Annotated in this window: 15 protein-coding genes; 13 read left to right on the forward strand and 2 right to left on the reverse strand. The window is 40.6% G+C overall.

Annotation, left to right across the window (positions count from 1 at the left end; all coding sequences use genetic code 11):
* The first annotated feature begins 54 nt into the window (after positions 1-54).
* The 7 genes from pepV to CFS60_RS01575 all read left to right on the forward strand — a co-directional run bounded on the left by pepV (position 55) and on the right by CFS60_RS01575 (position 7,018).
* Positions 55-1,467, forward strand: a complete 1,413-nt coding sequence (gene pepV, locus CFS60_RS01545) for a dipeptidase PepV (RefSeq protein ID WP_088815222.1) — start codon at positions 55-57, stop codon at positions 1,465-1,467.
* Between the two features lie 75 nt (positions 1,468-1,542).
* Entirely contained in the window at positions 1,543-2,415 is an 873-nt protein-coding gene (gene dat / locus CFS60_RS01550) for a D-amino-acid transaminase (RefSeq protein ID WP_088808834.1), read from the forward strand.
* A 213-nt stretch (positions 2,416-2,628) separates the two neighbouring features.
* Complete coding sequence (locus CFS60_RS01555; RefSeq protein WP_088838738.1) at positions 2,629-3,066, forward strand: MarR family winged helix-turn-helix transcriptional regulator; 438 nt, start codon at positions 2,629-2,631, stop codon at positions 3,064-3,066.
* On the forward strand, positions 3,063-4,523 hold the full coding sequence (mdrM, locus tag CFS60_RS01560) for a multidrug efflux MFS transporter MdrM (RefSeq protein ID WP_088838739.1): 1,461 nt from the start codon (positions 3,063-3,065) through the stop codon (positions 4,521-4,523). Before CFS60_RS01555 ends, mdrM begins: the two co-directional genes overlap by 4 nt.
* Positions 4,524-4,687: 164 nt before the next feature.
* Positions 4,688-5,464, forward strand: coding sequence for a phosphotransferase family protein (locus tag CFS60_RS01565; protein WP_088808837.1), 777 nt, complete (start codon positions 4,688-4,690; stop codon positions 5,462-5,464).
* A gap of 7 nt (positions 5,465-5,471) precedes the next feature.
* Entirely contained in the window at positions 5,472-6,110 is a 639-nt protein-coding gene (gene trmB, locus CFS60_RS01570; RefSeq protein ID WP_088808838.1) for a tRNA (guanosine(46)-N7)-methyltransferase TrmB, read from the forward strand.
* A 68-nt stretch (positions 6,111-6,178) separates the two neighbouring features.
* The gene (locus tag CFS60_RS01575) at positions 6,179-7,018 is read left to right on the forward strand and encodes an MBL fold metallo-hydrolase (protein ID WP_088808839.1); all 840 of its coding nucleotides are present in this window, start codon (positions 6,179-6,181) and stop codon (positions 7,016-7,018) included.
* A gap of 123 nt (positions 7,019-7,141) precedes the next feature.
* Here CFS60_RS01575 and CFS60_RS01580 read toward each other — a convergent pair whose 3' ends face one another.
* Positions 7,142-7,453: a PepSY domain-containing protein gene (locus CFS60_RS01580; protein WP_088808840.1), complete on the reverse strand. Its 312-nt coding sequence runs from the start codon at positions 7,451-7,453 to the stop codon at positions 7,142-7,144.
* 156 nt (positions 7,454-7,609) lie between these two features.
* On the opposite strand from CFS60_RS01580, the gene CFS60_RS01585 reads away from it, so the two are divergent.
* Together CFS60_RS01585 and CFS60_RS01590 are read left to right on the forward strand one after the other, a co-directional pair.
* The gene (locus CFS60_RS01585) at positions 7,610-8,683 is read left to right on the forward strand and encodes a M42 family metallopeptidase (RefSeq protein WP_088838740.1); all 1,074 of its coding nucleotides are present in this window, start codon (positions 7,610-7,612) and stop codon (positions 8,681-8,683) included.
* Positions 8,684-8,687: 4 nt separating this feature from the next.
* Positions 8,688-8,888 (forward strand): hypothetical protein, encoded by a 201-nt coding sequence (locus tag CFS60_RS01590; protein WP_240310277.1) that lies wholly within the window; start codon positions 8,688-8,690, stop codon positions 8,886-8,888.
* Positions 8,889-8,907: 19 nt separating this feature from the next.
* On the opposite strand, the gene CFS60_RS01595 is transcribed toward CFS60_RS01590, so the two are convergent.
* A complete protein-coding gene (locus CFS60_RS01595) occupies positions 8,908-9,351 on the reverse strand; it encodes a YtoQ family protein (protein WP_088808843.1) in 444 nt (147 codons plus the stop codon).
* A 75-nt stretch (positions 9,352-9,426) separates the two neighbouring features.
* On the opposite strand from CFS60_RS01595, the gene CFS60_RS01600 reads away from it, so the two are divergent.
* The 4 genes from CFS60_RS01600 (at position 9,427) to CFS60_RS01615 (ending at position 13,685) form a co-directional block, all read left to right on the forward strand.
* Entirely contained in the window at positions 9,427-9,801 is a 375-nt protein-coding gene (locus CFS60_RS01600; protein WP_088808844.1) for a thioredoxin family protein, read from the forward strand.
* A gap of 35 nt (positions 9,802-9,836) precedes the next feature.
* Positions 9,837-10,613 (forward strand): DUF1444 domain-containing protein, encoded by a 777-nt coding sequence (locus CFS60_RS01605; RefSeq protein WP_088838793.1) that lies wholly within the window; start codon positions 9,837-9,839, stop codon positions 10,611-10,613.
* A gap of 6 nt (positions 10,614-10,619) precedes the next feature.
* Positions 10,620-11,237, forward strand: coding sequence for a YtpR family tRNA-binding protein (ytpR, locus tag CFS60_RS01610; RefSeq protein WP_088808845.1), 618 nt, complete (start codon positions 10,620-10,622; stop codon positions 11,235-11,237).
* A gap of 255 nt (positions 11,238-11,492) precedes the next feature.
* The gene (locus CFS60_RS01615; protein ID WP_088838741.1) at positions 11,493-13,685 is read left to right on the forward strand and encodes a DNA translocase FtsK; all 2,193 of its coding nucleotides are present in this window, start codon (positions 11,493-11,495) and stop codon (positions 13,683-13,685) included.
* Positions 13,686-13,706: the final 21 nt, after the last annotated feature.

Genomic DNA, 13,706 nt, shown 5'->3' on the forward strand with positions numbered 1-13,706 from the left:
GGAAAAAGGGTTTACAATGGTAGTGCAGAGTTTATTTTGGAAGGAATGAAGAAAATGACGGAAATCAATTGGCAAAAAGAAGTAGAAAGTAGAAAAGACGCTTTCTTAAAGGATTTAGAAGGGCTACTCCGGATTCCAAGTGTACGTGATGACGCAAAAGCAACCACTGAAGCTCCTTTTGGACCAGATGTAAAACAAGCACTAGATTATATGATTGCTTTAGGTGAAAAAGATGGTTTTACAACAAAAGAAGTAGGCAATGTTGCTGGACATATTGAGTACGGAGCAGGCGATGAACTTGTTGGTGTTCTTGGACATGTTGACGTCGTACCAGTTGGAGATGGCTGGACAAATGGACCTTTTGAACCAGTACTGAAAGATGGCAAACTTTATGCGCGCGGCGTAGCCGACGATAAAGGACCAACAATTGCCGGTTATTATGCACTAAAAATCTTAAAAGAGTTAGATTTACCGATTTCAAAAAGAATTCGCATTATTGTGGGTTCAGATGAAGAAAGTGGTATGAGCTGTGTTGAGCGTTATTTTGAAACAGAAGAACAGCCGACTGTCGCGTTCGTTCCAGATGCTGAGTTCCCAATCATTCATGCTGAAAAAGGGATTTCTGAACTTGACGTTTCGTTTAAAGACAGCAAATCAGACAGTTATCAAGCTTTCCAATTGGTAAGCTTTGAATCAGGTGCGCGTTATAATATGGTGCCAGATCATGCGAGTGCTGTTTTAGAAGAAGTAAAAGACGTTGATTTGTTAAAACAAGAATTTCATAATTTCCTTTCAAGCCATGATGTAACAGGGGAATTTGACGTGAGTGCGAAGTCCGTTACACTTTCCGTTGTAGGTAAATCTGCGCATGCGATGGAACCGAATAACGGCGTCAATGCAGGACTCCACCTAGTTGCCTTTTTAGGTAAATTCGAGTTGACTGGAACGGCAAATGATTTTGTCACGTTCGGTCGCGATTATTTATACAATGATTCGCGCGCAGTTAAACTTGGTATCAACTATGAAGATAAAGAAAGTGGCGACTTGACGATGAACGTCGGCATCATTCGCTACAGCTTAGAGGAAGGTGGACGTTATGGTCTTAACTTCCGCTATCCAGTAACAGCAAACATGGACCGTCTTAAAACGAAGATGGAAACAGTTGTATTTGAATATAACGGTCGCTATACGCACTATGATGATTCCAAACCATTGTTCGTACCACAAGACCACCCGCTTATTCAAACGCTGCAAGAAGTATACACGAACCAAACAGGCGAAGAAGCAACTCTTCTTGCTATTGGTGGTGGGACTTACGCGCGCCATTTAGAAACAGGTGTCGCATTTGGAGCTCTCTTCCCAGGACGTGAAGACACAATGCACCAAAAAGATGAGTTTAGCTATTTTGATGATTTATTAAAAGCGACAGCTATTTACGCTGAAGCTCTTTACAAATTAGCAAAATAAGGAGTATAATTGAAAAAATTCTAGCTGCTGCGTTAGTTTCGTGGCAGCTTTTACTTTAATAAAGGAGTGAGTTACTTGAAAGTATTAGTTGGAGATAAAATCGTAGACCGAGAAGATGCCTACGTTGATATTGAGGACCGCGGGTATCAATTTGGTGACGGTGTTTATGAAGTGGTACGTATGTATAACGGGAAATTTTTCACCGCCGAAGAACATATTGATCGCTTATATGCGAGTGCGTCAAAAATTGATTTAGTCATTCCTTTCCCTAAAGAAAAGCTCTATAATTCTCTTTTAGAGCTTGCAAAAGCAAATCAAATTTCGACAGGAAATGTATACTTACAAGTAACACGAGGCATACAGCAACCGAGAAACCATATTATTCCCGACGAGTTTCCCCTTGAAGGAATTTTGACGGCAGCAGCCCGAGAAGTGCCACGAAATGAAGCACAATTTGTCACTGGCGGAACGGCAATAACGGAAGAAGATGTACGCTGGTTACGCTGTGATATTAAGAGCATTAGCTTACTTGGCAATATTTTAGCCAAAAATAAAGCCCATCAAAAAGGGGCGCTAGAAGCTATTCTCCATCGTGGTGATTTAGTCACAGAATGTTCAGCTTCCAATGTTTCAATTATTAAAGATGGTACATTAATTACGCATGCCGCGGATAATTTAATTTTAAACGGGATTACAAGACAAGTGATTTTAAAAGCCGCAGAAAAAGGGGCAATCCCTTATGAAGAACGCGATTTTACAGTACAAGAATTATTGAATGCCGACGAAGTTTTCATTTCGAGTACAACGCTTGAAGTAACCCCCATCACAAAAATTGATGAAACAGTCATTGGAAACGGAGAACGTGGACCGCTTACAGCACAATTACATCAATTATTTGAAGAAGAAATTGTCGCAGCTTGCGGCGCTTTTGTGAAAGAAAATATTTAATTATGACAGGGAGGAACACTCCCTGTTTTTTATATGTAAAAAATTACATATATGGCCTAAGCGCTCGTATATAAGGATTGATAACGCTTTCTCTTAGGGAGAGACGAAAAAACCGCCTTGACCTGATTAGAATAAAGGCGTATAATTCATTTTGCTAATTGTTCGCATGCGAATTATTCCTATGCAAACAATTGTAAAAGGGGGTAAGATTTTGTGGATGAGAAGTTAGTAAGAGAAGTTATTTTGTCTTTTCGTGAAGTGTCTCGAAAAACGCATCAATATCTAGCTGAAGAGGCAGACAAACGTGGTATCACAACAACACAATTACTTGCTCTAAGTTCATTAAAACGTGAGCCTCATCTTACGCTTGGTGAGTTAGCAGACCGAATGAAATTAAGTAAAAGTACGACATCAGGAATCGTTGATCGTCTTGTTAAAGCTGGATTTTTAACACGAAATCGGGTGGAGCTAAACCGCCGGACGTTAAATTTAGCCTTGACAGAACTTGGCGAAGAGAAGGCGTCCACTACATATGATGTTTTCTTTAAACGACTTGAACCAATACTTGAAATTGGTGAGCGCAAACTTACGGAAATGCTTGCAACACATCAGCAAATGATTCAAATTTTAGAAAGAGGGATGCAAGAATGAATGTACAGGCGAAGACGACCTCGGTAAAAAGAAACGGTATTTTAATAGTTATGCTGATGGGTGCTTTTGTAACAATTTTAAATCAGACACTAATGAATGTAGCTTTACCGAGTATTATGAAAGATTTTAACATTACAGCGAGTCAAGGACAGTGGCTATCTACAGGTTTCATGCTTGTAAATGGTGTCATGATTCCAATGACCGCATTTTTGATAGAGCGATTTACAACTAGACAGCTTTATTTATTTGCGATGATTACCTTTGCAATTGGGACCGCAATTGGGGGATTTGCGCAAAATTATACGATGCTTATTGCTGGGCGTATGGTTCAAGCGGTTGGTGCCGGAATTGTTATGCCACTTTTAACGGTGGTTGTTTTAAATCTATTTCCAATTGAACGACGTGGCCGTGCGATGGGACTTATTGGCCTTGCCATGAACTTTGCACCCGCAATTGGTCCGACGCTTTCAGGGTGGATTGTCCAAGAATATGCTTGGCGCGATTTATTTTTCATCATCATTCCATTTGCGATTGTCGATATTATCGTAGCCATTTTCTTACTGCGAAATGTTGGGAAACGTTCATTTCCTAAATTGGATGTTCTTGGCGTCGTCATGTCAACAGTTGGTTTCGGGAGCTTATTACTCGGATTTAGTAATGCTGGAGACCATGACTGGCTTACGTTTAAAGTCGTTGGTTTTATCGCGATTGGGCTTGTTGTTCTTTCGCTATTCATTTGGTACCAAGGGAGAGCCAAAACGCCACTTCTTAACTTTAAGGTTTTTAAAAATCCAACCTTTGCTTTAACCACGATTATTAGTTTCTTTGTTTTTATGGGTCTTTTTGGAGGCATGCTGTTACTGCCAATATTCTTGCAAAATGTGCGCGGCTTTTCACCGCTAGATTCTGGTTTAGTTCTGCTTCCAGGAGCGCTTATAACGGCTGTTTTATCGCCAGTTACGGGGATGATGTTTGACCGATTTGGTGCGAAATATTTGTCGTTAGTAGGTCTTATTATTATGACTGGAGCGACGTTTATGTTTTCGAACATTGGTGAATCGACAACACTTACTTATATTGTTATAGTCCAAACGATTCGTGCGGGTGGAATGGCCATGGTCATGATGCCACTTCAAACAGCGGCGCTCAACTCTCTTCCGCTTGAGATGGCGTCACACGGCTCTGCAATGTTTAATACAATGCGACAAGTTGCCGGGTCAATTGGAACAGCAGCGCTCATCACTGTAATGTCTAAAAGTGCTAGCAGCTTCGCAAATTCACTCAGCGCAACTGATGTCGTTGGAAAGACGAAAGAACAGCTTGCGAATCACGTTCTGATTCACGGGATTGATACAGCCTTTTTGATTGCCGCACTCTCAAGCGTTATTGCGTGCGTTCTAACGTTATTCATTCGTAGAAATCCTTCTGGACTAAATCCAGTTGTCCATAAAAATTAATTTGAAATCCGCCTAAAAAACCAGTAGGCGGATTTTTCACTTCAAAAAAATGAAAGCCCGAACATATGTTGACTTGACTTACTTCCGTTGGAGAAGTACAATCAATTTTAGACATGATTTATTTGCGAAGTAATGAATCATTTACTAAAAAGGTGTGTTTCAAGATGAAGGATTATTTTTTTGGGGCTGAATATGAAATAAGTTCTGCCGGCGGAGAAACCGGTCAAGCTTTTGTTGCGAGAAAGGAAGACGAAAAATTCTTTTTAAAGAGGAATTCTTCGCCTTTTTTAGCTGCGCTCTCTGCTGAGAACATTGTTCCTAAACTTGTATGGACAAGACGTGTTGAAAATGGAGATGTTATTACAGCGCAAAAATGGGTCGAAGCTCATATTTTAGACGCAGATGAAATGATGGATAAACGCGTGGCACAACTTTTAAGTAAAATTCATCGCTCGAAGCCACTAAAAAAAATGTTGCGGAAAATCGAGAACAGTTCTTTATCTTCTGAAAAAATGCTCGCGAATTTAAACAGCTTTAAGGAACAGTTTAACGAAGCAGAAAATGTGGCCTATACATACCTTTTAGATCATGCTGAGCAAATAAATTCAGATGAGCTGGTCGTTTGTCACGGGGATATGAACCATAGCAACTGGATGATTTCCTTAAAAGACGAGCTCTATTTAGTTGATTGGGATTCCGCGATGCTTGCCGATCACGCAAGCGATTTAGCGATGCTCCTTTATCAATATATCTCACGAAATAAGTGGGGCGAGTGGCTAAGTGCATACGGAGAAGCATACTCGGAAAAACTGCACCACAAGTTAAAATGGTACGGTTTATGTCAGGCATTAACACGTATTTATGCGGCTAATCTAGCCGAGCAAGAACGTTCAAAAGCGAGCGAGCTTTTAAAAGTAATCTTAGAAGATAATGAGGTGTAACCAATTCATGCGTGTAAAGCATAAACCATGGGCGAAAGATAAATTGCTAAGCCATCCTGAAGTTTGCGTCGCAAATCCGGCTGACTTTAAAGGGAAGTGGCAAGAGCTTTTTGGCAATCAAAATCCCATTCACATTGAAATCGGCTCAGGAAAAGGCCAATTTGTAAGCGGCATGGCTAAACAAAATCCGGAAATCAATTATATCGGCATTGAAGTCGTTGAAAGCGTACTTGTTGTTGCGCTTGATAAAGTATTAAATGCGGGCGTTTCAAACGCACGTCTATTGTCTGTTGACGGTGCAGCACTACTTGAATATTTTGAACCGGGCGAAGTGGCGCGAATTTATTTGAATTTTTCTGATCCATGGCCAAAAAAACGGCATACGAAGCGGCGCTTGACGAATCCGACCTTTTTAGATATTTATAAAGCGCTTTTGCCAACTGATGGTGAAATCCATTTTAAAACGGATAATCGTGGATTGTTTGAATATTCGCTCGTTGCATTTTCTGACTATGGCTTGCAACTAAGCTATGTGTCACTCGATTTGCATGCCGACGAAATCAGCGACAATGTGATGACGGAATACGAAGAGAAATTTTCACAAAAAGGCTTTCCAATTTACCGTTTAGAAGCATCATTTAAATAAACGAAACAAGAAGTTGCTCAGCGCGACTTCTTTTCTATAATAATATTATGTAAACAAGGGGTGCTCTTATGAAAATTGGCAAAATTGAAATTCATTGGTTAAGAGGCGGAAAATTGGCGTTTGATGGTGGGGCGATGTTTGGCGTTGTACCAAAAGCGCTTTGGAAGAAAAAATATCCGGTCAATGAAGCCAACCAAATTGCGGCATATGCCGATCCAATGTACTTAAAAGTCGCAGGCAAACATGTCCTAATTGATGCAGGACTGGGGGTAAATCGACTTACAGAAAAACAAAAAAGGAATTTTTCCGTAGAAGAAGAATCTTTTATCGTTCAGGATTTAGCTCGTTTAGGTGTGACGCCTGAAGAAATTGACTTTGTGCTCATGACGCACTTGCACTTCGATCATGTGACAGGGTTGACGGGAACTGCTGAGGACGGAACACTCACATCGGTTTTTCCGAATGCAAAAATTATTGCTTCTGAAACGGAATGGGACGAGATGCGCGCCCCAAATATTCGCTCAAAAGCGACGTACTGGCCGGAAAATTGGCAAAAAATTGAAGCCCAAATACATACTTATTCGGAAAAAATGGAGGTTCTTCCTGGCGTAACGATGCACCATACGGGGGGGCACAGTGCGGGACACGGTATCGTTGAAATTTCTTCTGACGGGATGCACGCCGTTCATTTAGGCGACATTTTCCCAACACACGCGCATTTAAATCCACTATGGGTGACTGCCTATGATGACTATCCAATGGACAGCATTTTTGCGAAAGAAAAATTGTTCGCCAAATGGATGGATGAGCAAACATGGTTTTTATTTTACCATGATGCATTTTATGAAGCGATTCAACTCAATCGCGCTGGCGAGATAACGAATAAAATGGAAAAGAAAAGGGGCTGATAAGCTTCTTTTTTTTGCGCTCAAAATTAACATAGGGGGCAGGGGTATATCTATCTGAATACTTATAGGGGGTATTGTAAAATTGCATAAAAATGCCCCTTCATGTAAAAGGGGCATGCTCTCTTATGTAAGGTATACGTCAATAATCGTACCCGTTTTTGCATCTGCAATAAATTCAAACTGTTTCTTTTCGCCTTCGCGAATTGCCGTAATTCCGCCGTGATATACGAAAGTATCAATCGCATATTTTTTATAATGCTGTTTTTTTAGTTGAATCCAAGAGCCTTCAATAGGTCCTTCCTTTTTAAAAGCATCTTTGACATTTTCTAAAATAACATCACCAGATATCGATTTATCCGAAAGACAGTAATGGTTCAGTAAATGACCAGCAGCAGCGCCAAAAGCAGCACCTGCAATAAAAGCTTTCCAGTCCATGTTTTTCCTCCCTCAATAATTTCCCTCTATGTGCGAAATTTACTCACGTACTCATTATACTACACTTTCGGAAAATGGAAAGTATTTTTAATGACGCTTTCAAAACACACGTAATCTTGCTATACTAAAAGAGTTAGAGCGAAAGGGTGGTTAACAGTGAAAGAAGAAACATTAAAATTGTTTAAAACATTGACCGAGTTACAAGGAACATCCGGTGATGAATTTCGAGTGCGGGATTTTGTACGAAAAGAAATTGAACCAGTTTCAGACGAGGTCATTCAAGACGGGTTAGGCGGCATTTTTGGTGTGCGACACGGCGACGCAGCTGGCCCGCGCATTTTAGTTGCTGGACATATGGATGAAGTAGGCTTTATGGTGACACAGATTACAAAAGCCGGTATGCTCCGCTTTCAAACAATTGGTGGTTGGAATCCGCAAGTCATGCAAGCGCAGCGCGTTCAGGTTATGACAGAGAGCGGCCCAGTCATTGGCGTCATCGCGTCTGTACCGCCACATTTAATGTCCGATGCAGAACGAAATAAACCAACGGATCCAAAAAACCTCCTGATTGATATTGGCGCCGACTCCAATGAAGAAGCAAAAGAACTCGGACTTAAACCGGGGCAATTTGTCGTGCCAGTATCTGAATTTACACCGCTCGCAAATCCGAAGAAAATTTTAGCAAAAGCTTGGGACAACCGTTATGGTGTCGGGCTCGCAATTGAACTTTTAAAAGAGCTTAAAGGCGAAGCACTCCCTAATACATTGTTTTCAGGAGCTAACGTCCAAGAAGAAGTCGGACTTAGAGGCGCTGGCGTAAGTGCTAATATGATTCAACCAGACTTGTTCTTCGCTTTAGATGCTAGCCCTGCAAACGACACAACAGGAGACAAAACACAGTTTGGTCAACTTGGTAAAGGCTTCTTAATGCGGATTTTTGATCGAACGATGATTATGCACCGAGGCATGCGCGAATTTTTACTCGATACAGCCGAAAGCAATCAAATTCCGTATCAATATTTCACATCACCAGGCGGCACAGACGCTGGGAAAGTACATACTTCGTTAAGCGGCATTCCAAGCGCGGTTATCGGTATCCCATCAAGATATATTCATTCCAGCAATTCTATTTTGCACGTCGATGACTACGCTGCTGCCAAAGAAATGATTACAACCATCATTCGAAGTCTCGACCAAACAACATACAACACCATACGTGAAAATGCTTAGGTTTTTGAAAAAAGCGACGGTTTTAATCGGTGTGGCTCTTCTCATGAGTGGCGTCATCTGTTTCATTTTAAGTGCGCTAAAGATTGGAAACTTCGAGCAAGGCTGGGCGCTCACCGCTTTTGTAGCAGGGGTGATGATACTCATTTATGAAGGCTTGCAATTTTATATCGCAGAACGCAAAAAAGCACGAAAATCAAATCGCTGATTTTCGTGCTTTTTTGCGACTAGCCAAATGTATAATGAAGCACTTTTGCCGCAGCTTCAATGGTTGCAACAGTCACGTTCGCGCGTTCTGACAATTCTTTTAACGGGTGATGCAATTTTTCCGGGCGAATTAAGATGAGCGGTTTTCCGCTCGCAACAGCGAACGAGGCGTCCGATGCCGTATTCCACTGCTTAAATTCTTCCCCAAAATAGGCCACCACAAGATCGGCTTTATTTAAAAAAAGCTGTGTTCGGAGATTGTTGATTTTGGAAGCTTGGATGTCGCGATATAGCGCGTTTGGTTGCTCGCCTAGGATAACTTCGCCGATAGAATCTGATTTTTCATGGTTTTCTTCTGGACCAGTGAATGTGAATGAAACGCCTTGTATGTTGCTAATTGCATGACGCAATTCGTTTCGCCAATCAGAATGGATTTCGCCAGCTAAATAAATGTTATAGTTCATTTTTATAACACTCCTTTCTCATTTATCATAACGAAAAAAAGAAAACGCTTCAAATGTTTTACAGAAAGCGGATTTCTGGACGAATGGCACAACTTTAGGTACGATTTAACAAGGAAGAACTTAAAGGAGCGTTTTAAAATGAAAAATTTAGAATCTGTTGAGCAGTTTCAACAAGTAAAAGAACAAGGAAAAACCGTTTTTATGTTTAGTGCGGATTGGTGTGGCGATTGCCGTTTTATCGAGCCTGTCATGCCAGAAATCGAAGCAGAAAATGAAGACTTTGCTTTTTATCATGTTGACCGTGATGAATTTATCGATTTATGCGCAGAACTAGCGATTTTCGGCATTCCAAGTTTTTTAGCATTTGAAGACGGGGAAGAAATTGGCCGCTTTGTCAGCAAAGATCGTAAAACAAAAGAAGAAATCAATGACTTTTTAGCTGCGCTTTAAAAGGAGGAAGCTCTTTGAAAATCACGACACTTGCCATGAAAGCAAAATTAGAAGACATGTTACGAAAAGATGGAAGAACGTTTTCTTTCGATAGGGAAAAAGAACGTTTAAAAGTTTTAGAAAATGAGCATACGATAACGCTATCCGTTCCGCAAATCATTGCACGATTTGAAGAAGAAGGGGAGGCCTCCTTTCAAAAAGTCGTGTATTACGTCAATGAAGGCTTTCAGGCGAGCCGTCAAAAAGTCAATTTAAGTGGAAATAGCGACAAAATTTTGCCTGTCATTCGTGCTGGCTCTTTTCCGCAAAAAACAAAAGCGGGAGAAAAATTATTTTGCGAGAAACATACAGCCGAAACAAACATTTTTTATGTTTTTGATACAGGAAAAGCCTACAAATTTTTAACGGAAAATGATTTAGAAGCGGCGAACATTTCACCAAATGATTTGCGTAACAGCGCCATGCAAAATGTAAGAAAACTAGATACGCCACTGAAGAAGGATACAGTTTCCGGCAATGACTTTTATTTTTTAAGAACGAATGATGGTTATGACGCCAGTCGCGTTTGCAATGACGCCTTTTTAGCGGAGATGCGTGCCAAGTTCACGGGTGAAATGGTCCTTGCGATACCACATCAAGATGTACTGATTTTAGCCGACATCAAAAACAATACTGGCTATGATGTGTTGGCACACATGACGATGCAATTTTTTTCAGAAGGAATTGTTCCAGTTACCTCTTTGCCATTTGTGTATAATAATGGTAAACTGGAACCGATATTTATTATGGCGAAAAATAGACCAAAGGAGTAGGGGAACTTGATAGCAAACGTATTTTACAATGAAAAAGGGATCGGCGACACCCTAATTGTTGCCATCAAAGACATTAATCGATACACACGTTCTTTTGAGAAAAAAGGCGATGTAGTACGAATTTTTGACACTGAAACAGGCGATTTAAGCGGCTTTAACATTTTCAACGCTTCCAATTATTTCGCACTACAAGCAAATGGAAAAGTCAAATTGACGGAAGAATTTGTCGCAAAAATGCAAGAGGTGATTAAAAACGCCGGCTTTGCTGACAATTTAGATATCGATTTATCACCAAAATTTGTCGTGGGTTACGTTGAAAGTATCGAAAAACATCCAAATGCCGATAAACTTCGCATTTGCCAAGTGAGTGTTAAAAACGAGCAATTACAAATTGTTTGCGGCGCACCAAATGTTGATGCAGGCCAAAAAGTAGTTGTTGCAAAAATTGGTGCAGTGATGCCAAGCGGACTGGTCATCAAACCATCTAACTTACGTGGTGTCGATTCTTTCGGGATGTTATGCGCTGCGCGAGAATTAGCGATTCCAGATGCGCCACAAGAAAAAGGTATTTTAGTTTTAGAGGCCGACAATGAAGTCGGCGCAGCTTTTCCAGTTTCTTTTTAATCCAATCAAACTAGCTAGCATCGTCTAGCTAGTTTTTTTTGTAAATAAAAGTGTGTACAATACTGCTTCAAAATGTTCTTTTTTTACCTAAGAATTGGGATATAAGATTATATTATGACCCCTTTGAAGCTTTATACAGCAACGGTTAAAGTAGGTTCTGAAATATTAATGACGAAATTACGATGGTCATGTATAGCTTTAATTATTTTTCTCTGTTAGAATCAAAAAAGAAAATCAAAATTAGGTGTGATAGATATGGGATGGTTAAAAGATTTTTTCTTTGGGGATTTTGAAGATTCAAAAGAAGAAGTGCCGAAACAGCAGACGGCAGTCGTAGAAACCAAAATAAAACGAGAACAACCAAAAGTGAATATGAAAAGGACCGCAGAACGTCCAGTAAATATAGGGCAAAAAAAACGGACAGTCGCAACGAAAATGGTATATGAATACCCAAAAGGTAATTTTCGCTTTCCAGTTATACCTGACAAAGCGCAGGCAGAAAGGGTACCAGTTGTGCAAACGAGAAATAATACAATCGATAAAGTGGCACAAACGCACACTACTGTAGAAACTAAAGTTGTAGCGAAAGAAAAATTCACGCCGACAGATGTTCCGTCGCCAGTTTTTGCTTTCCATAAACGACCAAGCCATTTTGAATTTGATTTAGATGACCAAACATCTGAAAAGCCAACACAAGAACGCATTTCGTTAATTACTGAAGAAGTGGAGCAGTTTGTGGAGGAAAAACCGGAAGTTATTGAGGATTTAAATACAGCTGTAGTCACGGAAGAACCAGTTTTCCAAAAAAGCGAAGAAGTGAAAGAACCTCAAGTGAAAAAAACAGAAAAAACGTTTTCGCAGAAAAAAACAGCAACGAAATCGCATATTCCGTTTAATGTCATGATGGTAAATAATGATCAGAAAGACGAGTCAAAAGAGGAAGCGGATTCCTATTTGGCGCAAACGGAGCAAGTTGTGACCGTTCCTGAGAAAAAAGTGCGAGAAGAGGGGGAGCAACCGTCCTCTTACTATCTTCCTTCGCTGCGCCTATTAAGTCCTCCAGTTTCATCGAACAAGGATGAGGGCTGGCTTGATTATCAGGAAGAGCTTTTGAATGAAACGCTAAAAAACTTTAATGTGGAAGCGCATGTTGTGAACCGAACGCAAGGTCCATCAGTGACGCGTTTTGAAGTACAACCTGAAAAAGGTGTTAAAGTAAGCAAAATTACGAATTTAACTGATGATATTAAATTGAGCTTGGCGGCAAAAGATATTCGAATTGAAGCACCGATTCCAGGGAAAAGCACAATCGGTATTGAAATTCCCAATCCTTCTAGCCGACCAGTGATGATTTCTGAAATTATGAATACATCGATTTTCCAAGAGAACCATTCTCCGCTAACCGCCGCGCTTGGGCTCGATATTTCAGGAGCGCCTATCGTGACGGATTTGCAAAAAATGCCACATGGACTTATTGCAGGGGCAACGGGTTCAGGGAAAAGTGTGTGTATTAACTCGCTCTTAGTTAGCTTGCTTTATAAAGCGCGACCAGATCAACTAAAACTACTTTTAATTGATCCGAAAATGGTCGAGCTAGCACCGTATAATCGTATTCCACACCTCGTGAGTCCGGTTATTACTGATGCAAAAGCAGCCACAGCAGCGTTAAAATGGGCTGTTGAAGAGATGGAAAGACGCTACCAGCTATTCTCGCATACAGGGGTTCGCAATATGGAGCGTTATAATCAATTATCAGAAGCAGAAGGGCACTCTGGGGAAAAACTCCCGTATATTTTAATCGTAATTGACGAATTAGCCGACTTAATGATGGTCGCTCCAAATGATGTGGAAGAGTCAATTAGTCGCATTGCTCAAAAAGCTAGAGCTTGTGGTATTCATATGATTGTGGCGACACAACGTCCGTCTGTTGACGTTATTACGGGACTTATTAAAGCAAATATTCCAACACGTGTTTCCTTTTCCGTATCGAGTTCGATTGATTCACGAACGATTCTTGACGCCACTGGTGCTGAGAAGTTGCTTGGAAAAGGGGATATGCTCTTTTTACCAAGTGGCGTAAGTAAACCAGTCAGACTGCAAGGAACGTTTGTAAGTGATGAAGAAATTGATGCAGTTGTTAGTCATGTACGTAACCAAGGAGAGCCAAGCTATTTATTTGTGGAAGAAGAGCTCCTTGCGAAAGAAACGCTACGTGAGGAGGAAGATGAACTTTTTGATGAAGCTTGCGATTTTGTGATGAATCAAAAAGCCGCTTCAACTTCGCTTCTACAACGTCATTTTAGAATTGGCTATAATCGCGCGGCGAGACTGATGGAAACATTAGAAAACTATAATATTGTTTCAGCTACGAATGGTTCTAAGCCACGAGATGTAATTATCACACATGAGCAGCTTGAAAAGTTGCGGAATAAAGATACGGCAAACTAGGGCTAAATTCATATGAAAGCG

The organism is Listeria sp. ILCC792, from assembly GCF_900186135.1.
GTDB lineage: Bacteria > Bacillota > Bacilli > Lactobacillales > Listeriaceae > Listeria > Listeria goaensis.

Bases quoted from the DNA above. Each gene is read 5' to 3' on its own strand.
- trmB (WP_088808838.1), top strand. From the start codon at position 5,472: ATGCGTGTAAAGCATAAACCATGGGCGAAAGATAAATTGCTAAGCCAT.
- CFS60_RS01595 (WP_088808843.1), bottom strand. From the start codon at position 9,351: ATGAACTATAACATTTATTTAGCTGGCGAAATCCATTCTGATTGGCGA.
- CFS60_RS01605 (WP_088838793.1), top strand. From the start codon at position 9,837: ATGAAAGCAAAATTAGAAGACATGTTACGAAAAGATGGAAGAACGTTT.
- CFS60_RS01615 (WP_088838741.1), top strand. From the start codon at position 11,493: ATGGGATGGTTAAAAGATTTTTTCTTTGGGGATTTTGAAGATTCAAAA.
- pepV (WP_088815222.1), top strand. From the start codon at position 55: ATGACGGAAATCAATTGGCAAAAAGAAGTAGAAAGTAGAAAAGACGCT.
- CFS60_RS01575 (WP_088808839.1), top strand. From the start codon at position 6,179: ATGAAAATTGGCAAAATTGAAATTCATTGGTTAAGAGGCGGAAAATTG.
- mdrM (WP_088838739.1), top strand. From the start codon at position 3,063: ATGAATGTACAGGCGAAGACGACCTCGGTAAAAAGAAACGGTATTTTA.
- CFS60_RS01565 (WP_088808837.1), top strand. From the start codon at position 4,688: ATGAAGGATTATTTTTTTGGGGCTGAATATGAAATAAGTTCTGCCGGC.
- CFS60_RS01580 (WP_088808840.1), bottom strand. From the start codon at position 7,453: ATGGACTGGAAAGCTTTTATTGCAGGTGCTGCTTTTGGCGCTGCTGCT.